At 38.4% G+C, this 23,616-nt stretch carries 23 protein-coding genes; 8 read left to right on the top strand and 15 right to left on the bottom strand.

Annotated elements, in window-relative coordinates; all coding sequences use genetic code 11:
* From pseH to tviB, 6 genes are read right to left on the bottom strand one after another with little or no spacing between them, the layout of a single operon-like run.
* On the bottom strand, window positions 1–900 hold the full coding sequence (gene pseH / locus G9371_RS11720; RefSeq protein WP_057093807.1) for a UDP-4-amino-4,6-dideoxy-N-acetyl-beta-L-altrosamine N-acetyltransferase: 900 nt from the start codon (window positions 898–900) through the stop codon (window positions 1–3).
* Window positions 893–2,014 carry a UDP-2,4-diacetamido-2,4,6-trideoxy-beta-L-altropyranose hydrolase gene (gene pseG / locus G9371_RS11715; protein WP_227560985.1) on the bottom strand — a complete coding sequence of 374 codons (1,122 nt, stop codon included), beginning with the start codon at window positions 2,012–2,014 and terminating at the stop codon, window positions 893–895. The genes pseH and pseG overlap by 8 nt, the downstream gene beginning before the upstream one ends.
* Entirely contained in the window at window positions 1,972–2,661 is a 690-nt protein-coding gene (gene pseF, locus G9371_RS11710) for a pseudaminic acid cytidylyltransferase (RefSeq protein ID WP_057690552.1), read from the bottom strand. Before pseF ends, pseG begins: the two co-directional genes overlap by 43 nt.
* Window positions 2,662–2,663: 2 nt before the next feature.
* A complete protein-coding gene (pseC, locus tag G9371_RS11705; protein WP_000470518.1) occupies window positions 2,664–3,824 on the bottom strand; it encodes a UDP-4-amino-4,6-dideoxy-N-acetyl-beta-L-altrosamine transaminase in 1,161 nt (386 codons plus the stop codon).
* A 1-nt stretch (window position 3,825) separates the two neighbouring features.
* Complete coding sequence (pseB, locus tag G9371_RS11700) at window positions 3,826–4,824, bottom strand: UDP-N-acetylglucosamine 4,6-dehydratase (inverting) (RefSeq protein ID WP_000939040.1); 999 nt, start codon at window positions 4,822–4,824, stop codon at window positions 3,826–3,828.
* A 46-nt stretch (window positions 4,825–4,870) separates the two neighbouring features.
* Window positions 4,871–6,145 carry a Vi polysaccharide biosynthesis UDP-N-acetylglucosamine C-6 dehydrogenase TviB gene (gene tviB / locus G9371_RS11695; protein ID WP_004644022.1) on the bottom strand — a complete coding sequence of 425 codons (1,275 nt, stop codon included), beginning with the start codon at window positions 6,143–6,145 and terminating at the stop codon, window positions 4,871–4,873.
* 355 nt (window positions 6,146–6,500) lie between these two features.
* Here tviB and G9371_RS11690 point away from each other — a divergent pair, with 355 nt between their 5' ends.
* The 5 genes from G9371_RS11690 to G9371_RS11670 all read left to right on the top strand — a co-directional run bounded on the left by G9371_RS11690 (window position 6,501) and on the right by G9371_RS11670 (window position 11,899).
* Window positions 6,501–7,601, top strand: a complete 1,101-nt coding sequence (locus G9371_RS11690) for a polysaccharide biosynthesis/export family protein (RefSeq protein ID WP_057690553.1) — start codon at window positions 6,501–6,503, stop codon at window positions 7,599–7,601.
* A gap of 4 nt (window positions 7,602–7,605) precedes the next feature.
* On the top strand, window positions 7,606–8,034 hold the full coding sequence (locus tag G9371_RS11685; protein ID WP_057690554.1) for a low molecular weight protein-tyrosine-phosphatase: 429 nt from the start codon (window positions 7,606–7,608) through the stop codon (window positions 8,032–8,034).
* A gap of 19 nt (window positions 8,035–8,053) precedes the next feature.
* Window positions 8,054–10,240 (top strand): polysaccharide biosynthesis tyrosine autokinase, encoded by a 2,187-nt coding sequence (locus G9371_RS11680; protein WP_057690555.1) that lies wholly within the window; start codon window positions 8,054–8,056, stop codon window positions 10,238–10,240.
* Window positions 10,241–10,431: 191 nt separating this feature from the next.
* Window positions 10,432–11,154: an FKBP-type peptidyl-prolyl cis-trans isomerase gene (locus tag G9371_RS11675; protein WP_000030402.1), complete on the top strand. Its 723-nt coding sequence runs from the start codon at window positions 10,432–10,434 to the stop codon at window positions 11,152–11,154.
* Between the two features lie 49 nt (window positions 11,155–11,203).
* Window positions 11,204–11,899 carry an FKBP-type peptidyl-prolyl cis-trans isomerase gene (locus G9371_RS11670; protein WP_000724221.1) on the top strand — a complete coding sequence of 232 codons (696 nt, stop codon included), beginning with the start codon at window positions 11,204–11,206 and terminating at the stop codon, window positions 11,897–11,899.
* 44 nt (window positions 11,900–11,943) lie between these two features.
* Here G9371_RS11670 and murJ read toward each other — a convergent pair whose 3' ends face one another.
* Both murJ and ampD read right to left on the bottom strand, forming a co-directional pair.
* The gene (murJ, locus tag G9371_RS11665; protein ID WP_169538965.1) at window positions 11,944–13,494 is read right to left on the bottom strand and encodes a murein biosynthesis integral membrane protein MurJ; all 1,551 of its coding nucleotides are present in this window, start codon (window positions 13,492–13,494) and stop codon (window positions 11,944–11,946) included.
* 72 nt (window positions 13,495–13,566) lie between these two features.
* Window positions 13,567–14,136 carry a 1,6-anhydro-N-acetylmuramyl-L-alanine amidase AmpD gene (ampD, locus tag G9371_RS11660; RefSeq protein WP_000810015.1) on the bottom strand — a complete coding sequence of 190 codons (570 nt, stop codon included), beginning with the start codon at window positions 14,134–14,136 and terminating at the stop codon, window positions 13,567–13,569.
* 171 nt (window positions 14,137–14,307) lie between these two features.
* On the opposite strand from ampD, the gene nadC reads away from it, so the two are divergent.
* Window positions 14,308–15,153, top strand: coding sequence for a carboxylating nicotinate-nucleotide diphosphorylase (nadC, locus tag G9371_RS11655; RefSeq protein WP_000026927.1), 846 nt, complete (start codon window positions 14,308–14,310; stop codon window positions 15,151–15,153).
* Here nadC and G9371_RS11650 read toward each other — a convergent pair.
* The 6 genes from G9371_RS11650 to G9371_RS11630 all read right to left on the bottom strand — a co-directional run bounded on the left by G9371_RS11650 (window position 15,150) and on the right by G9371_RS11630 (window position 21,295).
* Complete coding sequence (locus tag G9371_RS11650) at window positions 15,150–15,317, bottom strand: hypothetical protein (protein ID WP_000938939.1); 168 nt, start codon at window positions 15,315–15,317, stop codon at window positions 15,150–15,152. The two genes, nadC and G9371_RS11650, sit on opposite strands and share 4 nt — an antisense overlap.
* A gap of 445 nt (window positions 15,318–15,762) precedes the next feature.
* Window positions 15,763–17,931: a phosphocholine-specific phospholipase C gene (locus tag G9371_RS11645; protein ID WP_029424616.1), complete on the bottom strand. Its 2,169-nt coding sequence runs from the start codon at window positions 17,929–17,931 to the stop codon at window positions 15,763–15,765.
* A 22-nt stretch (window positions 17,932–17,953) separates the two neighbouring features.
* Window positions 17,954–18,088, bottom strand: a complete 135-nt coding sequence (locus G9371_RS19350; RefSeq protein ID WP_254974790.1) for a hypothetical protein — start codon at window positions 18,086–18,088, stop codon at window positions 17,954–17,956.
* A 133-nt stretch (window positions 18,089–18,221) separates the two neighbouring features.
* Window positions 18,222–18,938 (bottom strand): ribonuclease PH, encoded by a 717-nt coding sequence (rph, locus tag G9371_RS11640; RefSeq protein WP_001217232.1) that lies wholly within the window; start codon window positions 18,936–18,938, stop codon window positions 18,222–18,224.
* 158 nt (window positions 18,939–19,096) lie between these two features.
* Entirely contained in the window at window positions 19,097–20,239 is a 1,143-nt protein-coding gene (locus tag G9371_RS11635) for a fatty acid desaturase family protein (protein WP_086221562.1), read from the bottom strand.
* A 30-nt stretch (window positions 20,240–20,269) separates the two neighbouring features.
* Window positions 20,270–21,295, bottom strand: a complete 1,026-nt coding sequence (locus G9371_RS11630) for a ferredoxin reductase (protein ID WP_029424618.1) — start codon at window positions 21,293–21,295, stop codon at window positions 20,270–20,272.
* A 173-nt stretch (window positions 21,296–21,468) separates the two neighbouring features.
* Here G9371_RS11630 and G9371_RS11625 point away from each other — a divergent pair, with 173 nt between their 5' ends.
* Together G9371_RS11625 and G9371_RS11620 are read left to right on the top strand one after the other, a co-directional pair.
* Entirely contained in the window at window positions 21,469–22,107 is a 639-nt protein-coding gene (locus G9371_RS11625; protein ID WP_165471272.1) for a TetR family transcriptional regulator, read from the top strand.
* Between the two features lie 136 nt (window positions 22,108–22,243).
* The gene (locus G9371_RS11620; RefSeq protein WP_001047028.1) at window positions 22,244–22,891 is read left to right on the top strand and encodes a TetR/AcrR family transcriptional regulator; all 648 of its coding nucleotides are present in this window, start codon (window positions 22,244–22,246) and stop codon (window positions 22,889–22,891) included.
* A gap of 78 nt (window positions 22,892–22,969) precedes the next feature.
* Here G9371_RS11620 and G9371_RS11615 read toward each other — a convergent pair whose 3' ends face one another.
* A complete protein-coding gene (locus G9371_RS11615; RefSeq protein ID WP_000737567.1) occupies window positions 22,970–23,587 on the bottom strand; it encodes a thiol:disulfide interchange protein DsbA/DsbL in 618 nt (205 codons plus the stop codon).
* Window positions 23,588–23,616: the final 29 nt, after the last annotated feature.

Below are 23,616 nucleotides of genomic sequence, written 5' to 3'. Positions count from 1 at the left end.
CTAGCTTAATAAAAACTCGGATTCGCCTTGAGCTATAAGTTTTTCTTCCTGATAAACGCCATACTCAATAATGACATAACGTCCTATTTGTGTTTTTAACTTCGCCTTTCCGGTAAGCTCTACATTTGGATAAATCGGGGCTTTAAAATCAAGGTTTTGTCCTAAATAAATTGCATTTCTACTTGGATAGTCCATAGCTGCAACTTTTGATATCTCAGCAACAAGTAAAGCGCCATGCGCGATTCTATTTTCAAAACCCAGTGAAATCGCAGCCTCTTTATCCAAATGAACAGGATTTTTATCGCCAGACAAGGTAGCAAACTGATCAATTTTTTCCTCTGGAATAGAAAAACTCCATACATAGCTTTTCTCTATTGGGCTATAAGCTTGCGACTGTATTTTTTGATAATCTTTTTTGAACAGAGCTAACTGATAGATATCATAGAATTTACCGTCTCTATAGTAATCCTGCTTCTTAATGCCTTCCATTTTAAAACCAAATTTGCGATGGAAATTAACAACAGCAAAATTAAACTCTAAAACTTCACAACATAATTTATTTAAATCTAATTCATTAAAAGCATAATCTAATGCCAGTTGCTCCATCTCAGAACCAATACCTCGTACCGTGGTATCTCCAGAGTAAAAAGCCCAAGATGCTTTCTTATTTTTGAAATCGATATCATTGAAGGAGAGCACACCTAATGGTGTATTATTTTGTTCATAAATAAAATAACGACAAGTATCATTTACCAAAATAGAATTAAACCACTTCAGATGAGCATCTAATTCAATAATATCATGGTTATACATATTCATACGGACAGAATCTTGATTACGCCATGTTAAAATCATTTCTGCGTCTTTCAGTTGGACTGGTCTTATTTTTCCTTTAAACATTACTTAACTCCAAGATTTTTTCACATGTTCTGACAACACCAAGCCCATCAACAAGTTCCATTATTTTGATTCTTCTTTGACGGTAAGAAACACTGGTGAAATCTAATTTACTTAAAAATTCGAATAATCGATCTTCTGTTAAATCGTTACAATCGCCTAAATTATCAATTAAATCTTCCTCAGCCAAATATCCTAATAAGATACGCTGGTTATCTGCTACCTGTACTAACGCTGCATTTAACCCTAAACAAAAACGCTCCCAAACCGTTGAACCACAAGCCCCTATAGCAAAGCTTGAACTATTCATTAATTCAGCCATATTTGATGATGATTGCATAATTTTGATATTTGATTTATCAGTAACTAAACTCTCTAAATACTGAAATTGCTCTTTCTCCAACATTCCCGTAATTAAAATATAATCATACTTATCCACACGATTAATTACAGATATAACTTTTTGCAAAAGTGTAAAATTACCTACACCACCAAAGTTAATCAAAATCTTATTACTATTAATTTGTTCTTGATTTCTCAATGATCTAAACAGACTAAACTCTTTCTTAAGAAGGCAGTATTCCGGCCCCAACAACTTAATAGTTGTTAATGGCGTTGTAAGATCATAGCGCTGCTTATAATATGGGAAAAAGTTTTGATCTAATAGAATTTCACATTCATGTTCACGAGCTAAATCGTCTATAACAATTAACTTCGAAACATGCTTCCGAATAATCCGTTCCCAATTAACATTTAATGCATAATGATCAACGATACAGATATCTATTGTTTTCTCTTTTATTTTTTCAATAAAGTCTTCACTATCTTTTTCTATACTTACGCCTAACCAGTCTTTTTCCAACTTTGGCAAACTGCCAATTGTTGTTTGACCTATAATTTCAAGTTGGAAGCCTGCATTCAATACTAAATTATAAAAAGCTTGCCCATAGTCTCTACAATAGAAAATACATTGATGCCCCTTTGCCTTTAAATAATTAGCAAGAGTTAAACAGCGCTGTAGGTGACCAGTTCCAATATGTTTAGCAGCATCAACTCTAAAGCCTATCCGCATTATCATAATTTCAAAGCCCCAAATAACATCTCTGCTAATTGCCAATCCTCTAGGGTATCAATATCCTGCACACGTGTTCTAGGGAGCTCGACAATTCGAGACTTGCTTGAGAAAACTGGATATTTTTCCTGCCATGCCTGTGCCGTTCCCCAGTAGAACTGCCCCGCGTCATGCCACGCTTCTTCTAAATCCTGAGAACGCTTATTAAAGTTTTCTGGTTGGAACATTTCAACATTACCCTCCTTATTCAATTTAATAGCTCTTTGAATCGGGAAAGCAAAAGTCGTTGCACTAAAAGCATAATCTAGTGGATGAGATTGTAATAGCTGTAACCCAGTTTTCAGATCATCAACCTGTACAAACGGCGCGGTGGCATATAAACAACAAACAAAGTCTGGCGATTGTCCCCGTAATTGTGCAAAAGCTTGTGTCGCATGCTGCATGACATCTGCTGTAGTTGCATAATCATCAGACAAATGAGCTGGTCGCAGAAATGGAACTTTCGCTCCAAACTCTACTGCAATATCTGCAATTTCTTGATCATCAGTCGAGACCCAGACCTCGTCAAAACATTCACTTTTCAGTGCTGCTTCTATAGACCATGCAATCATGGGCTTACCGTAGAAGTCTTTAATGTTTTTACGAGGAATTCTTTTGCTTCCACCTCGCGCAGGAATAACCGCCAGTTGCATTATTATACCAACACCTCTTTTAGTGTCTGGTAAATGTACTGAATTTGCTCATCAGTCAAATCAGGGAACATTGGTAAGCTAATAGCAGCTTCATAATAAGCTTCTGCTTCAGGGAAATCGCCTTGTTTGAATCCTAATTGTTGATAATAAGGTTGGGTATGCACTGGAATATAATGTACATTTACTCCAATACCCTTTTCTCTTAATATTTCAAAAATTTCTTTACGCCCTTTACTCAATTCATCTAGCTTTAAACGTATAACGTATAAATGCAAACCAGAATATGTTTCCGGTAATTGGTATGGAGTAATTAATGGTAAATCTTTTAAAAGCTCATTATATTTTTTAGCAATCTCATGTCGTTTAGCTACAAATGTTTCTAAGCGAGTCAACTGTGTAACCCCTAATGCAGCTTGTAACTCGGTCATGCGATAGTTATAACCTAACTCAACCTGTTGGTAGTACCAAGGGCCTTCAGATGGTTTGGTCATAAATTCCGGGTTTCTTGTAACACCATGGCTACGCAATAAATCGATTTTCTTAGCTAAATCTTCATTATTGGTAAGCGCCATTCCACCTTCAGCCGTTGTAATAATTTTGACTGGGTGAAAACTAAAGATTGTAATATCGGAATACTGGTTAGAACCAATATAACGTTCTTTATATTTACCCCCAATTGCATGGGATGCGTCTTCAATAACACTAAAACCATATTCTTTCGAAAGTGCATGGATTTTTTCCATATCACATGGCTGCCCACATAAATGCACAGGCACTACAATTTTTGGTAATTTATTATTTTTCTTAGCAATTTCTAATTTTTCTTTTAGAGCATCAACTGAAAGATTATAGGTATCTGGGTCAATATCAACGAAGTCGACATCTGCTTCACAGTACAATGCACAATTAGCCGATGCAACAAAAGTAATCGGAGATGTCCAAAGGACATCTCCTTTTTTCAATCCCAATGCCAAACAAGCTACATGTAAAGCTGATGTTGCACTATTCATAGCAAAGGCATATTTTGCCCCAACTAATTCTGCTACTGATTTTTCAAATAAAGGAACTTGAGGACCTTGTGTCAAAAAGTCAGATTGGAGAACTTGAACCACTGCATCAACATCAGCCTGATTTATATTTTGTTTGCCATATGGGATAAACATGTTAGATATTTCCTACTTTCTCAGCGTTTTCAATTAACCATTGTTGTAAATCTTCTGGACTCATCCATTCAGTATTATTATCACTAGAATAGTGGAAACCTTCTGGAACTCGTTTACCGTCTTTAATACGTTCTTGTGTTTCCGCCCAATCATTGATTACAGGCAGGATTTTATAATGCTCTGGATATTCATAAGTATAATAAGCGTCTTCAACACTGATCATTTGCTCATGTAATTTTTCGCCTGGACGAATACCTACAACTTCTTGTTTAGCTTCAGGAGCAACCACTGCAGCAAGATCAGTCACTTTCATTGATGGAATTTTTTTCACATAAATTTCACCACCAACCATATCTTCAAATGCATGCCAAACAAGCTCTACACCTTGTTCTAACGAGATCATAAAGCGAGTCATACGGTCATCTGTAATTGGTAGCACACCTTTATCTTTAATTGACATAAAGAAAGGAATAACTGACCCACGAGATCCCATTACGTTACCGTAACGTACAACAGAGAATTTTGTACCATGTTCACCAGAGTATGCATTACCAGCAACAAATAATTTGTCAGATGCAAGTTTTGTTGCACCATATAAATTAATTGGACTGCTTGCCTTATCTGTTGAAAGGGCAACAACACCTTTTACCTTTTTATCGATACATGCATCAATCAAGTTCATTGCACCATTAATATTGGTCTTGATACATTCAAAAGGGTTGTATTCAGCAGTTGGTACAATTTTTGTTGCTGCAGCATGCACAACATAATCAACCCCATCTAAAGCACGATATAAGCGCTCTTTATCACGCACATCACCAATGAAAAAGCGAACACGTTTATCATCTTTAAATTTCTTCGCCATTTCCCATTGTTTCATTTCATCGCGAGAAAAAATAATTATTTTTTTAGGATTATATTTTTCCAATGTCATTGGAACAAATGTATTACCAAAAGAACCTGTTCCACCAGTTACTAATATTGTTGAGCCTTGTAACATCTCTTCCTCATTTTTAAACAAATTAAAATTATTAGCCTAAATAATATCAAAGTCTGATATCGGTCTCTGATTTATCTAAAACATACTTCAAATCATAAAGTACATGCTTTTCTTTACCTAAGGCATGAAACTCATGTGCACTCATTGATTTAAACTGATTATGGGCAACGGCAATAACGATCGCATCATACAAGCCTTGTTGTAATTCTTTAATTGGCGCTAAACCATATTCGTGTTGTACTTCTGTATCATCTACCCACGGGTCATAGATATCTAAATCTAAATCGTACTCTTTCAACGCTTTAATAAAATCAACAATTTTTGTATTACGAATATCAGGGCAATTTTCTTTAAAACTAAGACCCATTACTAAAATACGGGCACCAACGACCTGAATTCGCTGTTTAACCATCTCTTTAATGAGCTGAGTCGCCACATGCTCACCCATACGATCATTTAAGCGCCGAGCTGCTAAAATAATTTCGGGATGCAAGCCGATAGACTGGGCTTTATGTGTAAGGTAATAGGGATCTACACCTATACAATGCCCCCCAACCAATCCAGGTCGGAATGGTAAAAAGTTCCATTTCGTGCCAGCAGCCTTGAGTACATCTTCGGTATCAATATCTAGTTTATTAAAAATAAGTGCCAATTCATTAATCAGAGCGATATTGACATCACGTTGTGTGTTTTCGATTACTTTAGCTGCTTCTGCTACTTTTATATTCGGCGCCTTATGAGTGCCCGCCTCAATAATTAAATTATAAACTTCATCAATATAATCAGCCACCTCAGGTGTGGAACCCGATGTGATTTTTAAAATATTAGTTACGCGGTGCTGCTTATCACCAGGATTAATTCGCTCAGGGCTATAACCTGCAAAAAAGTCTTGATTAAATTTTAAACCTGAAACTTTTTCCAAAACAGGAATACATACTTCTTCTGTTGCACCTGGATATACGGTGGACTCATATACCACTACATCACCTTTTTTTAAAACCTGCCCAATACTCGTCGAGGCTTTAATTAAAGGGGTTAAATCAGGCTGCTTAAAGTCATCAATTGGTGTAGGTACTGTGACTATGAAAAAATTAGAGTCCTGTAAATCATCTAAATGAGCAGTATATTTGAGGTGAACAGCTTGCTTTAATTCTTCAGGTGAAACTTCTAAGGTATGATCTTGACCATTCTTAAGCTCATCTATACGTTTTTGATAAATATCAAAGCCGACAACCGGTACCTTTTTCCCAAACTCAACTGCCAACGGCAAGCCAACATAGCCTAACCCAATAATTGCTATTTTTAATTTGGCAATTTGCATATAAACGAGCCTTTTTCCTTAGAGTTTATATCTAATAAATCATGCTTTTGGCACTAACAGTGCAGCGTACTATATCAGATTTTCATTTAGCGCCGTACGTCAATTGTATAAATGTGTTTACAACATTCATAAGTAATCTTTTCTAATTTAGCCAAAATTATACATTATTAATATTTCTACACGGTGACCACCGCTTAAAAGCCTCGCCTAGATAAACTAAACATACAAAGCCTTGCGATTTTTCTATGTTTTTTCATTTCTTTTCAGCTAGAATCAGTTCAGCCTGCGTTTAATAGACACTTGTCGCTATGCAGTGGACAATATCAATTAAAGATAAATACACAAAGGGTCGCGTGTGAAGTATTGCCAGTTTTTCTCTGTTCTTGCCTTAAGTTTAAGTGCTGCCAGCTGTGCGGTTACTTCCGGTTTACAAACTTATGATATTCCGAGTGAGGGAGTTTATAAAACGGACCTCGGAACTACGGTTAATGTAGTTAAAATTTCTCAAGAGACATTACCGGCAATACAACCAGCTCAAATCGATTATCAACGGGACTACGCATCATTATTTAAAAATCAACAAACTATTTATCGTTTAAGTCCAGGTGATGTTCTCTCTATCCAGCTATGGGCTTATCCGGAAATTACCCCTCCTGTAAACAATATTAGTAATGAACAATCTATTCAAGCGAATGGTTACCCAATCGACCAAACGGGTTATATTCAGTTTCCATTAGTTGGCCGCTATAAAGCAGCCGGTAAGACACTTGCTCAAGTCAACCGTGAGTTACATAGTCAACTTGCTCGTTTTTTAAAAAATCCGGATGTTGTAGTGCGTGTAGTCTCTTATGAAGGACAGCGCTTCTCTGTTCAAGGTAGTGTTACCAAAGGCGGTCAATTTTATTTAAGCGACCAACCTGTGAGTATTTATACTGCATTGGGTATGGCAGGTGGCGTAACTACAACAGGCGATAATACTTATATTCAACTGATTCGGAATGGCCGAACTTATAACCTAAATACGATTGATTTAGAAAAAGCAGGCTATTCACTGCACAAACTTTTGGTTCAGCCGAACGATACCATTTATGTCAGTACTCGTGAGAACCAAAAAATTTATGTGATGGGTGAATCAGGTAAAAATCAAGCACTACCTATGCGTGATCAAGGCATGACATTGACTGATGCCCTAGGTGAAAGTTTAGGAATAAATCCCTTATCTGGAAGTGCTAGCCGTATCTATGTAGTACGGACTAACCCAAATGATCGTACAACCGAAATTTACCATTTAAATTTAATGAGTATTGGTGATTTTGGTTTAGCGAATCAATTTAGACTACGTAGTAATGATGTCGTTTATGTTGATGCAACTGGCTTAACTCGTTGGCAACGTATTGTCAACCAAATCATTCCTTTCTCAAATGCTTTATATAACATAGACCGTTTGGGACAATAAATTTATGCAAATTAAAAATATTTTGGTGGTTTGTATTGGAAATATTTGCCGTAGCCCCATGGCAGAATATTTATTAAAACAGCAATATCCTCAACTTAATATTGAGTCTGCCGGTATTTCAGGACTCATTGGACATCAGGCTGACGAAAAAGCTCGGCTCTGTATGGAACGTTTAGGCATTGATATGCAACCTCATATTGCAAAAAAACTCAATGCTGAGCTCATTAAAAAAGCTGATCTTATTTTAGTGATGAGTACCAACCAACAGAAACATATTGAACAAACCTGGCCCTTTGCGAAAGGTAAAACCTATCGCTTAGGCCATTGGCAAAATAAAAATGTGCCCGATCCTTACCAGCATGAGCAAGCTGTATTTGATGAAACTTGCCAGCTCATTCAGCAATGCGTAGCTGACTGGGAACCTTATATTTAACGTCTAGATTTTTAAGCATATGAACCAACAGAATACTAATACCGAAGATACAATTGACTTAAAAGAACTGTTTTTTTCATTGATTGCTCAGTGGAAACTCATTGCTCTATGCGTTATTTTAAGCGTTGTATGTGCCCTACTCTATTTACGTGTAACGCCAGATACCTATTCGGTAGATGCTTTGGTTCAGGTTGAGGATAGTAAAGGGGCTTCTGCTGCGCTTTTAGGTGATTTATCACAAATGATCGAGCAAAAATCACCAGCTCAGGCAGAAATAGAAATTTTAAAATCACGTCTGGTTTTAGGTTCTGTTATTAAGGATTTACATCTTAATATACAGGTCTCTAGCACTGAAAATACGCTTACCCATCGCTTATTGAGTGATACTGACTATAAAACTGAATATACTACGAAATCAGTCATTTTTAAGGATGGCTTAAAAAGTTTTGATATCCGTCAGTTTGAGATTCCTACTTATTACCTAGATAAGAACTTACTTCTTGATTTTGATAAACAATCTTTACGTTTAACAAACCCAGATACTGAAGAAGTCATCTTAACTGTTCCATTAAACCAAGTTAATCACGTTGCTGGTCCTCATGGTTTATGGAAAGTTGCTATCTTTACAAAAGATCAATTTGACGCGACCTATAATATTAAAAGTTTATCTTTACCTATTGCTGTAAATGCTATTAGTGCGAATTATGCTGTGGCCGAACGTGGTAAACTTACTGGGGTTTTAGGTCTAAGTTACCAAGGGCAAGACAAAGAACATATCACTAAAGTTTTAAACGCTATTTTAGCGACTTATAGTGCACAAAATATTGAGCGTCGTTCGGCAGAATCTGCTCAAACCTTAAAATTTTTGGATGAACAACTACCTGACCTGAAAAAACAGCTAGATGATGCAGAGCGTCAATTTAATAAATTCCGTCAGCAATACAATACAGTTGATGTGACTAAGGAATCTGAGCTGTATTTAACTCAAAGTATTACTTTGGAAACTAAAAAAGCAGAACTTGAGCAAAAACAAGCGGAAATGGCAGCTAAATATACGGCTGAGCATCCGGCAATGCGTGAAATTAATGGCCAGCTCGCTGCGATTAATAAGCAAATTGGTGAACTTAATAGTACTTTAAAACAATTACCCGATGTTCAACGCCAGTATTTACAGCTTTATCGTGAAGTTGAAGTTAAGACACAGCTCTATACAGCTCTTTTAAATTCATACCAACAACTTCGTATTGCCAAAGCCGGTGAAATTGGTAATGTACGTATTGTCGACACTGCAGTTGAGCCAGTTGAACCAATTAAACCTAAAAAACTGTTAGTTCTTATTTTATCGGTATTTGTAGGTGGTTTTCTTGGAGCTCTAATAGCCTTATTACGTAATATGTTACGTACAGGTATTAAAGATTCTGGCCAAATTGAAAATGAATTGGATTTACCAGTTTATGCAACCGTTCCTCGTTCTCCAATTCAAGAAAGCCGCATCAAGATTTTAAAGAAGAAGAAGAGTATTCCTATTCTTGCGGTTAAAAACAGTGATGATATTGCCATTGAGAGCTTACGTAGTATCCGTACAGCTATTCACTTTGCATTAGCAAATGCAAAAAATAATATCATTATGATTGCAGGCCCCTCTCCTGAAGTAGGTAAATCGTTTATTTCAACTAACTTGGCGACTATTTTTGCACAAGGAGATAAACGAGTACTATTGATCGATGCCGATATGCGCCGTGGTTATATGCATAAATATTTCGATGTTGATGTAAAACCAGGCCTATCAGAACTTTTAAGTGGACAAACTGATTTACAAAAAGTATTGCACAAAACTCAGGTAGCCAATCTAGATGTGATCACTCGTGGTAAGAGCCCAACAAATCCTTCAGAGATTTTAAGCTCAAATCAGTTTAAGGAATTACTTGAGCAGCTACAAAGCCAATACGACCACATCATTATTGATACTCCACCAGTACTTGCAGTAACCGATGGTATTATTATTTCGCAATATACTGGTGTGAACTTAATTGTTGCACGCTACGCCAAGTCACAAATGAAAGAGCTTGAACTAACTGTTAATCGTTTTGAACAAGCGGGTGTTAAAGTCAACGGCTTTATTCTCAATGATATTCAACGTGCTAGCGCTGGCTATGGTTATGGCTATAACTATGCTTATGCCTATAAGGCACAAAAAGAAGACTAATTAAAACTCTTCATAAAAACCGGATCAAATGATCCGGTTTTTTATTTGCTTTTTAAGTTTTGCCACATTAAAACTAACTAAAATATATAAAAAACCACTCGTTTTTTTTGTTAAACATTCTATGCTTAAGTCGAAGCATGCTAAGATCGAAGCAGCCTTTTAGACTCAAATGATTATTTTTGGAACCCTTTATGAGTAAAGCCTTACCCATTGCTGTCGCTGTAGTTTTAGGCGGTGCTGCACTTGTACCTGTATATTATGCAACTCAACATCCGACCACAGAAGTCGGACGTAAAGCAGACAAAAATGCTTCTCCAATTCAAAAAATCAGTTATGTTCTTGGGTATGAAGTTGCTCAACAAACCCCTCCTGAGCTGGATACCAAAGCATTTGTTCAAGGGATCCATGATGCGCGTAATAAGCAGCCTAGTGCTTATACTCAAGAAGATTTAAAAGCTGCCGTTGCTGCTTATGAAAAAGAGTTACAACAAAAAATGCAGCATCAAGACAAACCTGAGCAAGCGGGTACAGCTACTGACTCTGCAGATGCACAGTTCCTTGCAGAAAACAAAACGAAAGCTGGCGTAAAAACCACTGCATCAGGTTTGCAATATATCATTACTAAAGAAGGTACTGGTAAACAGCCAACTGCTCAGTCTATTGTTAAAGTACATTATGAAGGCCGCTTAATTAATGGACAGGTTTTCGATAGTTCTTATAAGCGTGGTCAACCAGTAGAATTCCCGCTTAATCAGGTCATTCCGGGTTGGACTGAAGGTCTTCAACTCATGAAAGAAGGTGGAAAAGCGACTTTCTTCATACCATCAAATCTTGCATATGGCCCACAAGAGCTTCCTGGAATTCCAGCAAACAGTACACTGATTTTTGATGTAGAACTCATTTCAGTGAAATAATAACAATCCAGGAGAGTCGTTATACTCTCCTGTTTTTTTGGAAAATGACATGAAAAAAATCAGTTTGGTTATTGCAGCGTCAACAATGAGTTTATCTGTTTTTGCTGCTGCACCGATAACAAATAAAAGTCCGGCGAAAGATCAGTTTAGTTATAGTTATGGTTATTTAATGGGCCGTAATAATACTGATGCATTAACAGATTTAAATCTTGATATTTTTTACCAAGGTTTACAAGAAGGTGCTCAAAATAAGACAGCACGCCTAACTGATGAAGAAATGGCGAAAGCAATTAATGATTATAAAAAAACATTAGAAGCTAAACAGCTAGTCGAATTTCAAAAACAAGGTCAACAAAACGCTCAGGCTGGTGCAGCTTTTCTGGCAGAAAATGCTAAAAAATCTGGTGTGGTTACGACTAAATCAGGTCTGCAATATCAGGTATTAAAAGAAGGCTCTGGTAAAACACCTAAAGCCACCTCTCGTGTAAAAGTAAACTATGAAGGACGTTTACTCGACGGAACTGTATTTGATAGCTCAATTGCACGTAATCACCCTGTTGATTTCCAGTTAAATCAAGTGATCGCCGGATGGACTGAAGGCTTACAAACTATGAAAGAAGGCGGTAAAACCCGTTTCTTCATTCCAGCAAAACTTGCTTATGGTGAAGTTGGCGCTGGGGATAGTATTGGTCCAAATAGCACTTTAATTTTTGATATTGAGTTGCTACAAGTTTTGCCAAAATAATTTTCGAAGATAAAAAAAGCGATCTAAATTGATCGCTTTTTATTTTAGTGTTTTAAATCTCTCGGTCTAAAGCCTGTCAGTAATAAGCCAATTAAGTAAGCGATTACACCTACAACGCATAAACCTACTACCTCTGCAACACGAATCCATTGAGAGAGTTCACCGTTATACCAATTTAGCCCGAACCAAAGCGCTGCAATCATCGCAAGGTTGGCCAAGCCATATTGAAGTGCCAGTTTTTTCCAATGTGCACCAAATCGGAAAATATTACGCTTATGCAGATAAAAATAGAGCAAACCTGCATTTACTAAAGCTGAACCAGAGGAGGCTAAAGCAAGCGCCATATGCTCTGCATGCCAATTGATTAGTTTAAAGAATCCAATGAATACAACGTTTAAAATCGCATTAGCTGCAACCGACATTAAACCCACACGCACTGGTGTTTTTGTATCTTGCTGCGCATAGAAACCTGGTGCAAATACTTTAATTAACATAAAGGAAATTACACCAGCGCTCATACACTGCAATGCGAGTGCTGTCATTTGTGTATCGCGTAAATCAAACTCACCGCGTTGGAACAATGCCTGAATAATCGGTGTAGAAAGCATAAATAAAGCAATACTTGCTGGTAACCCCACCAATACAATCACTTTCGCTGCCCAATCAATCATGCTACGAAACTTCGCTTGGTCTTGTTCAGCATGACGTGCTGACAGTGAAGGTAAAATCACTGTACCAATCGCAACACCGATTAATCCTAAAGGTAACTCGGTCATACGTTCGGCACTGTAGAGCCAAGACACTGAACCATCTTGCATGAAAGATGCCCAAATCGTATTTAGCAATAGGTTAATCTGAGTCACAGATACACCAAATAATGCTGGAAGCATTAATTTTAAAATACGTTCTACACCTTCATGTTTAAAATCAACTTTCGGTGGGATCAGTAAGTTTTTACGCCATAACTCAGGAATTTGTATCGCTAACTGTAAAATACCAGCCGCAACAACTGACCAACCTAAAGCTTTGATTGGCTCAGCCATATACGGTGTAAGCCACCAAGCCCCTGCAATCATTGCTACGTTCAGTAAAACAGGTGAAAAAGCTGGCGAGGCAAACGAGCCATAACTGTTTAAGATGCTACTGGCAAAAGCCGTAAGCGACATAAACATTAAATAGGGAATGGTCAGACGGAACATACTGACCGCTAAATCAAACTTTTCAGGGTCATTATGGAAGCCCGGCGCATACATATAGATAATTGCTGGAGCTAAAACCATAGCCACGAAAGTCAGTAAAGTCATGACTGTCAGCAAACAGCCAAATACCCGACTAATCAGGATTTGAACTTCTGCATGCGCACGACCTGTTTTATATTCGGTCAATACCGGAATAAAAGCCTGTGAAAAAGCCCCTTCGGCAAACAACCGTCGAAAGAAGTTGGGAATACGAAAAGCCACAACGAAGGTATCGAAATCTTTACCCGCACCAAACACGTTGAGCAATACGACATCTCGTACTAAGCCCAATACCCGTGACAACATCGTCATCGCACTGACAATAAAAGTCGATCGCCATAATGCCATCGTACTCACCTACAGCTATATTCGAAAGTCGCTATTGTAATGAAACTAGAAAATCTTTTCGTTGTGAAATGATGAATGAACTCAAGTTTTTTTCTGTGCTAACAACTGCCTAAAGTGCTGCCATTTAAAATAAGGTCCCGGATCGGTTTTTCGGCCCGGTGCAATGTCTGAATGCCCTGCAATATGGTTTTTAATTTCAGGATAGGCCTGACGAATAGCAGTAACAACGTCAGTTAGCACTTCATATTGTACGTCTTCAAAAGGTAAATCATCACTTCCTTCAAGCTCAATACCAATTGAATAATCATTGCATTCAACTTTGGCTAAGTAGCTTGAACGCCCTGCATGCCATGCACGATCATTAAAGTTAACAAACTGTAGGACTTCACCTGTTCGTAAAATTAACAGGTGTGTAGAGACTTGCATACCTTCAATAGTCTGAAAATAGGGATGAACGGACCAATCTAATTTATTCTGGAAAAACTGTTCAATATAGCCTCCCCCAAACTGAGAAGGCGGCAAGCTTATATTATGAACCACAATCATTTGTATTTCGGTACCAGCGGGACGCTGGTTAAAATTTGGAGAAGGTACTTGTCTCGCCCCTTTTAATTGTCCATTTATAACTTCATACGGTGTGATTTGCTTCATTGAGATGCCAATAAATTGCTTGCCAATTGTTTTAGTTTAAAACAGTTAATTGCTTTTCAGAGTAGTCAGCATGATTGTTTATCGCGATTAATCTGATAAAACAGCTTATTTTTAAAGTCGACGGTGCTAATATATCGCAAGTTTTAGGGTCATCGACAAAATGGAAACCGTATGAGCATACCTCAGTCTTTGCTTGAACAGTCAATTCAAATCAATATTCAACAAGCATTACAAGAAGATATTGGGGACGGTGACATTACCGCCATGCTCACACCTGAAGATGAACAAGCTACCGCAACTATCATCAGCCGTGAAGATATGGTTTTAGCTGGACAGCCGTGGGTGAATGCGCTCATCTCAGCGTATGACAACACTGTACAGGTGACTTGGTTAAAACAAGAAGGTGACCGTGTTGCTGCAAATGAAGCCTTTTTAAAGCTTGCTGGTTCTGCACGTAGCTTACTGACTGTAGAGCGCCCTGCTTTAAACTTTATTCAAACATTATCGGCTGTTGCAACAAAAACTGCTGAATATGTTCAGCATCTTGAAGGTTTAAACACAAAGCTTCTCGATACACGTAAAACTTTACCGGGCTTACGTATTGCACAAAAATACGCCGTAACCGTCGGTGGCGGACAAAATCACCGCCTCGGTTTATTTGATGCATTCTTAATTAAAGAAAATCATATTATGGCAGCGGGCGGTATTGCCCAAGCGATTGCAAAAGCACATCAAATTGCGCCGGGTAAACCTGTTGAAGTCGAAGTTGAAACTTGGGATGAGCTAAACCAAGCGCTTGAAGCAGGTGCGGACATTGTCATGCTCGACAACTTTAGCCAACAACAAATGATTGATGCTGTAAAACACGTGGCGGGTCGCTGTAAACTCGAAGCTTCGGGCAATATCACTATTGAAAACTTACGCGAAGTAGCGACTACTGGTGTCGACTATATTTCTATGGGCGTGTTGACTAAAGATGTCAAAGCCGTTGATTTATCAATGCGTTTTAATGCCTAAATAAAATCAGCATCATTATTGGTATTTTTTTGCGACTTGGTCATGTCTGCCGCTTGTGTTTTTTGCCATGCTGACTGAGTCGCTTGTGCCCCACTATCCCGTGGATCGGCAGCCATTAAAACAAAAGTAACTACTGCTAATAATACAATAAAACCTTGTAGCATAAGTTTTCCCCATCACTTTTAAAAAATTTAGGGTTTCAAGGTAAAAGATAAATATGACCAGGCTTAGGAGATTCTGTTACAAAAGGTAAGCCTTTATTTTTATTATTCATCTATACGACAGCATCTTCCCCCATAGTATTTTATATAAACATCCTATTCCCTTTATTTACTATCGTGATGTGGATATCTCGTTTCTCTATTCGGCCTACGCGGCAGAGTCTTACCGCTTAGAATTTTTTTGCCAACAGCTCATTCTGTTACTTTGGTTTTGCCCAAAGTAACCAAAGGCATTGTCATCTGCAAAACCTGTCCACTTTCATCCTCTATCCTATTTTGTTGCAAAAATAAGATCCTTATAGATTATAGACAGGTTGCAGATGACTTTTAGCACCAGTTAATGAGGAATAAATTTCAATACCTTCATTAAGGAAAATAACCTACCAACCTAAGACTCTAAATATCCCATATATGGATCAGAAATTGAATCTTCTTGAGTTTCTATACGCCCTGCAAAACGGCGACTAAACGTCGCATCGTCCGCTAATGTCACTGTAAAATCATACCAACCACCAAATTCAGACATATCCCAAACCAGTTCTTTTTCAGAACTATTAGTTTCTATCATCCATGTCTTGTTTGGTAGATAAGCATTTGCCTTGACAGTGAGCTTGACTGACTTATTACCATCATGACGCACTTTTAAATATAAATTCGCATCACATTCTTCTACACATACTCTAATTTCCGGTAATGCTTGAGTCTGATTAGCTTGACTTAAATTACCTTTAAACGCACGGTGAAAACCATTTGGTCCAAGTACCCATAAATCATACTGTCCATTGATAGTATTCCACACGTCATCAAGCTGTTTGCCCGCCTCAACCATATAACGGCGTGGAATTGCTGTTAGATCTAATCGGTTATAGACATGGAAAACGGCTGCCTGTTTACCCGTATTGGAGAACATCAGCTTAACCGTTTTTTGAGTGACATCGACTTTGGCACTGGTGTGCAAAATATAAGGTAAAGCACGCGATGGTCGAATTCCCATTTCCTGCTGAGGAAATTGTTGCTGGCTCGGAACAGGAACTTGGGGCAATAAAGCTTGAGCGACACGAATCGCATCGGCTTCGGCTTTTGTTTTCTTCCCATCTAGTTCAGCAACAGGCAAAAGATTCGGTGTTTTAAAATTAAATGCCGTTGTTAAATCACCACATACAGCACGGCGGTATGGGCTAATGTTAGGTTCTTGCACACCAAAACGTTTTTCTAAGAATTGTAAAATAGAAGTATGATCAAAGACTTGAGAATTTACCCATCCTCCACGGCTCCACGGCGAAATCACATACATTGGAACACGTACACCCGGACCATACACTCGACCATCTGGCTTAGGTTGAGATTTTGAAGTCGCTACTGCTGGATGGTTAAAGTATTCAAAAGATACTTGTTGGTCCGTTAAAGTAGTTTTTCCATATACAACACCGTTTATATCTTTAGACGGTGCACTTGGTGAAGGGACATGGTCAAAGAAACCGTCATTTTCATCGAAGTTCACCAATAAAACGGTTTGGCTCCACACTTGAGGGTTTTCAGTTAAAGCATTTAATACTTCCTGAATATACCAAGCGCCCTGTACAGGACTCGATGGTCCCGGATGCTCACTGTAGGTCGCTGGAGCAACTAACCAACTCACTTGCGGTAATTTACCTTGGGCGATATCAGCTTTAAAAGTTCCTAAAAAACCACCGTCCGGCATGGTATTGGCAATACCTTTGTAAAGTGGTTGGGTCGCATCAATCTTTTCATCATATGCTGGGCATATTGGCGTGTCGTTACTGACAGGCTGACCAGATTGCTCGTTTGCACGGCGATATTGCTTGAAACCAGCTAAAGGGTTATCGGTAAAGTTATCCGGCATGTTTTGATAAACTTTCCATGTCACGCCAGCCTGCTGTAGTCGCTCAGGATACGTCGTCCACTCATAACCTTCTGTTGATGGGCCAATTCCATCAAATTCATTGACCACACTGGCAACACCTGCGCCTGTAGGTCCATTCGTTCCAGTCCAAATAAACTTACGGTTCGGGTTAGTCCCTGCATGCATAGCACAGTGGTAGGCATCACAAATCGTAAAAGCGTTGGCTAAGGCAAATTGATATTCGACTTCTTGTTTTTTGTAGTAGCCCATCGACTGTGGTTTTTTATAAGCGACCCAATCACTCATACGACCATTGTCCCAAGCTGCTTGGCCATCAGACCATGAGTGAGGTGTACCTGAAACACGCTGAGCATTTCCTAAACGACTATCTAAATGGTAAGGCAATACTTTCTTTTTATTCGCATCATATTGTTCCCAAACCTTTCGGCTTTCCGTCATTGGAATGGTAAAACGGTCACCAAAGCCACGTACACCTTTTAGTGTTCCAAAGTAATTATCAAATGAACGGTTTTCCTGAGTCAAAATCACGATGTGTTTAACATCTTGAATAGTTCCACTTTCAACTTTGGCGTCAATTGCTAACGCTTTTTGAATACTCAGCGGGAAACTCGCCAGAGCAGCGGTCCCAAACATTGTTTTTGTAGAATTTAAAAGAAATTCGCGACGATTCATTAGTTTCTATCCTGAGTTCTTATTATGGTGCACAGTGCATTTTGCAATTACTGGTAGGCGGTGTTGTTGGCGATGAATTATCTGAGTCGTTATCATCGTTACAAGCACTGAGCATGAGTGCTAAAGATGTAATTAATAAAATTGAAAGTTTTCGCATTGGTTTTTTCCAAACGGTTTAAATGCGAACTACTAATAAAGCGAAAAGGTGACAGGCAAGTGATGTTTTTATGTCGATTTGATGAAGGCATAAAAAAACGCATCCAAAGATGCGTTTTTTAGAAAACTTAAACTTACCAGCCTAAAGCTTCTTGTTGCTTTTTAATGAGCTCGGCAATTCCTTTTTCGGCCATTTCTAACATGGCATTGCTCTGAGCACGGGTAAACGGTTTATCTTCAGCTGTACCTTGAATTTCAATAAACTCACCTGCTTGTGTCATCACGACATTTAAGTCAGTTTGACAGTTCGAGTCTTCTTCATAGCAAAGATCAAGCAATACTTCATCTTGATACATACCTACAGAAATTGCAGCAACTAAGCCTTTAAGCGGATCTTGCTTAATTTTTTTCTGTGCAAGTAAAACATTCATCGCATCAACCAATGCTACAGCAGCACCAGTGATTGAAGCAGTACGTGTACCACCATCAGCCTGAATTACATCGCAGTCGATCGTAATCGTGTTTTCACCAAGCTTTTTCAAATCAACCATCGCACGTAGGCTACGGCCAATCAGACGTTGGATTTCTTGAGTACGACCAGTTTGTTTACCACGAGCAGCTTCACGGTCACAACGTGAGTGTGTTGAGCGCGGTAACATGCCATATTCTGCTGTTACCCAGCCTTGACCTTGGCCTTTTAGAAAGCGTGGCACTGAGTTATCAATGCTTGCAGTACAAAGGACTTTGGTGTGACCAAATTCGACCAGCACAGAACCTTCAGCATAACGGGTGTAGTTTCGTGTAATTTTCACTTCACGTAATTGGTCTAATGCACGTTGGTCAATACGCATAATCCTTCCTAAATTCTCTTAAATACAAACTTGGGCATAGTATAGCAAAGGATTTTGACAGGTTGAGTTTATTCCCTACTTTCAAATGTAAGTCTGCACTTTTCATGACTTAAAAATAAAAATAGCCCCTTTTTAGGAGCTATTTATTGGTCTATTTATTAGGCAAATTTGAATTTTGCTTTTAATTTTTCTAATGTCTGCATCACTTTTGCAGTGGTGTGGTTTGGTAATGAGCATTTTGCTAAACGCACCCATACACTCCAGAACTGACGCATGAAATTAGCTTCATTGTAGTTAATGCCGTATTCTGCACAGAGTGCCTTAATTTTCGGTGCTACTTCTTTATAGCGGTTGGCAGGCATATCAGGGAATAAATGGTGTTCGATTTGATGGCTTAAATTACCACTCATAAAATGAAGCCATTCTGTACCACTAAAATTACTTGAACCACGAATCTGACGTAAGTACCACTCTGCCTTAGTTTCAGTATCGGTATTATCCGGCTCAAACGTTTCTGCATCTTCAGTAAAGTGACCATTAAAAATCACAGCAGATGACCACAAGTTACGAATAATATTAGCAACTACATTGCCTGCAAAAACCGGTAAAAACATAGGACCAGAGATCACAGGGAAAAACACATAATCCTTTAAAACTTGGCGTGTTGCTTTTTTACGGACCTTAGCCGCATCTTCCCACACCTTTTTCCAGCTTTTGGTTTTATAAACTAATGCATCTTCAAGATGTAGATTTTGTACACCTACATACCATTCAAAGAAAAACATTAACTGTAGAGCCAGAGGAATATTAAATAGGTGACGAGGTTCCCATTTCTGTTGATCGCTTACTCGCAAAATACCATATCCGACATCATGATCTTTGCCGACAATATTGGTATAGGTGTGGTGTACATAGTTGTGTGTTTCACGCCAGTCATCACCAGAGGCAATGGTATCCCAATCATAGGTATTACCATTCAGACTTGGTTCATTTAACCAGTCAAACTGACCGTGCATAACGTTATGACCAAGTTCCATGTTTTCTACAATTTTAGAAATACCCAGTAAACCTGTACCCAATAACCAGACAGGAGGAATCCAGCCACCAAACATCAACATGCCACGTGATACGATTTCGGTATAGCGAACGAAGTTACGGACTTTATAGATATATTTTGCATCTTGCTCACCAAGGCTTTGCATAACATCTTGACGAATCTGTTCAACACGGCGGCCAAATTCTTCAATTTGCTCAGGGGTTAAATGAGCAGATTTAGAAACAGTAGAAAATTCTAATGCCATATTCATAAGGTTAATCCTCTTTAATTCTTTTTATAGATCAATCGTGACTGGGCTTAATGCCTGGCTCACGCATAGTTTAATTGGACGGTTAGGTTGGTCTTCAATTTCACCGGTTAACAGGTTTTGAGTAACACCACTTACTTTGGTACAGCTGCATTTATTGCAGACACCCATACGGCAACCATGTTGTGGGCGTAAACCGGCTTGCTCTGCACTGCTCAGTAAATTTGTTTCAGCTAAAAACTCGTGTTGAGCACGGCGGAAAATAACAGGATGCGCTGCATGTGTACCACTCACTTGAAGTGGTTGGAAATATTCTTGATGAAGCTGCGACTGAGCACCTTTTTGTGCATAAATTTCATTCGCCTGCTGCATCATGCCGTGATGACCACAAACATAAGTTGCTGTCTGCGCATAATCAGGAACCAGCTTTTGCAGTAAGCTTTCAGTTAAATGCTGCTTTTGCGAGGTGGTATTAAAAAAGTGATATTGAAGCTGTGGGTGCTGTTCTGCCAAAGCTTTTAATTCAGCATGAAAAATTTCCGCACGATTAAAATAAATGACATGAATTTGTTCAAGCTGCTGTTTCAAAGCTTGCTGCAAGAGTGAATAAATTGCAGTAATGCCACTTCCTGACGCAATTAAGATGGCAGGCTGCTGGCCTTGATGCAAAATAAAATCACCTTGTGGCTGTGAAATCTCAACACACTCACCCACATGTAATAGTTGAGCTGCACGAGACACCAAACCTTGTACTTTAATACCTAAAGCGATTTCACCCTGAGTAGTCACTTCAATAATCGAGTAACTACGCTGTTGGTAAACGCCATCGATGAGCAAAGTCAGCAGAATACTTTGACCTGCGCGGACCTGATCGAAATTAAAATTACGATTTGGTTTAAGCTTGATCAGTACCATATCGGTATGAAGCGGCTGAACAGCGGTAACTTCTGCAAGTACCCTTTTCCAAGCCCAAGTCGCGTTAATTTTCTGCAAAACAAAATCAACGAAATCTTCTCGAACCCAATGTGGTTGATAGTTAAGTGTTGCGTTCATACGTTCCTCTTTTGTTTCTGGCTATTTATTTGAGTGAACACATGTTCGTATAGTGAACATATGTACACTATATTTATAAGTGTTCACTCAGTCAACACTTGTTCACTATTTTTTTTATGAAAGTTTGCTCTTTTTTGTTAGACTTTGGCTCACGGTTTAAATAGGTTTTTTTAATGTCGATACGGGATGAACGAAAACAGCAAAGTCATCAGGCACTTCTCGATGCAGCCTTGCATCTGAGCACGTCTGGGCGTTCGTTCAGTAGTATCAGTTTGCGTGAAGTTGCACGTGAAGTGGGTTTAGTGCCAACAGCGTTCTATCGTCATTTTCAAGACATGGATGAACTCGGGAAAGAGTTGGTTGACCAAGTTGCCCTACATTTAAAAAGCGTTTTACATCAACTTGGCCAGAGTTATTTACAGCACAAGTCTGCAAAAACCCAAACCAGTATTGAACTATTTGTACAGGCAGTGAACCATAGCCCTAAACAGTGGCAATTTATGATTGCTGAACGTTGGGGTGGTTCAGAAACGGTCCGTGCAGCCATTGCTAGAGAAATTGAATTTTTGATTGAAGATCTCACAACAGATCTGACTAAACTCGAAAATTTTAAACATATTCAAAATCCTCAAGACTTAAATGTCTTATCTACCATTTTGACCAATATGTCATTTACATGGGCAATGACGTGGCTCAACCTCGCCAAACAATATCAAGGTGAGCAACTTAAACAGCAACAAACCGCGTTTATTGAAAATGCGTCTACACAAGTTCGCTTACTGTTTAGAGGTATTGCTAACTGGGAACGGTAAAACTGGCAAATGACAAAAAACAGGTTATGTGTTAATACGTAAAGAGTGAAAGAAAAAGGCGAAAATTTCGAGAAAAGTCTTTTTCTTTTTACAGGAAGTAAACTATTCGTTAGGCCAAACTGGTGTGGGAATACCTATGAATCTTGATCGTCATACACAGTTTTTGATGCGCAAAGAAAAAATTCTAAGCGTTGCAGAAAAATTGTTACTAGAAAACAATCAGGAAATTACTCTAGATGAATTAGTGGCCGAGCTAGATATTGCAAAAGGTACGCTTTATAAGCACTTTAGAAGTAAAAATGAACTTCTGCTTGAATTGATTATTCAAAATGAAAAACAAATTTTAGAAATTTCTCAAAAATATAATACTGATTTTAAAGAGTATGCACCACGGTACATGCTCCACCATTTGCTCACACCGGGAAAAACGATTTTATTGCATCAACTTGAAGAAAATCTGACGATGACAGAGTCTAAGTTGAAGCATCTTTTTGAAGAGCTTTATGAAGTTCGTCAACAACGTATTCTAGCGATTAAAGACATTACAGAAAGTTATTTAAAATCATTAAATTATGATATGTCGATTCGTGACTATTTATCTTATATCTGGTCACTCACTTACGGTGCATCGTTGCTTTTAAACTCGACTTATTATCAGCGCTCGATTGGTTCTCGCCAAAAATTAATTAATTTATATATTAACCAAGCATTATCACTACCTACCCAAACCACCAATTTTGATGCGCTAAATTTTCAGATTGAAGACGAGACTTCTCAAAATTAATTGAATTATTTCGTGATTATGAAATAAATTTTATAAAAAAAGGGCTTCTTATGAAGCCCTTTTTAAAGCAAAAAACTATTATTTTGCCTTACGTTCTTTTTCAATTAAGTAATTAAGGACTTGAGTGACTTTACCATCTTCACCCTGTACAACATATTTACCATTAACGACAACTGCTGGAACACCTGTTAATTGGTACTGTTGAGCAAGTTTATTTGACTCGGCAACTTTTGCAGTTACAGCAAATGAGTTGTAAGTGCTATTAAATTTTTGTTCAGGCACACCGTAACGAGTAAAGAATTTAGCCGCAGAAGCCTGGTCAAAAATCTGCTGACCATTCACCTGAATTGCATGGAATAATGGTAAATGCGTGCGCTTACGTACACCTAATGCCTCAGATGTATAGTAAGTACGTGCCCCTTGTTCCCATACTTTGTTCATGGCTGCTGGCGTACGCACAAAACGTACATCACTCGGAATTTGTTTTAACCACGTTTGCATATGTGGTTCAAGTTTAAAACAGTGCGGACAGCCATACCAAAAGAACTCACGAACTTCGATTTTCCCCGGTACTTCCACTTTGCCTGGATTGGCGATGACGGTGTAGTCTTTACCAGCAACAAAATCTGCTGCCATTGCACTACCCGATACGGCCATAATTGCTGCACTCAAACCACCCAAAACCAATTTTTTCATTGTTACAGCTTTTCCTCTAAGTTGTTATG

It is taken from the genome of Acinetobacter sp. EKM10A, assembly GCF_011075215.1.
In the GTDB taxonomy this organism is placed as follows: Bacteria; Pseudomonadota; Gammaproteobacteria; order Pseudomonadales; family Moraxellaceae; genus Acinetobacter; species Acinetobacter baumannii.
Note: the sequence above shows the minus strand (reverse complement) of the source record. Positions and strands in the feature narration are given on the sequence as shown.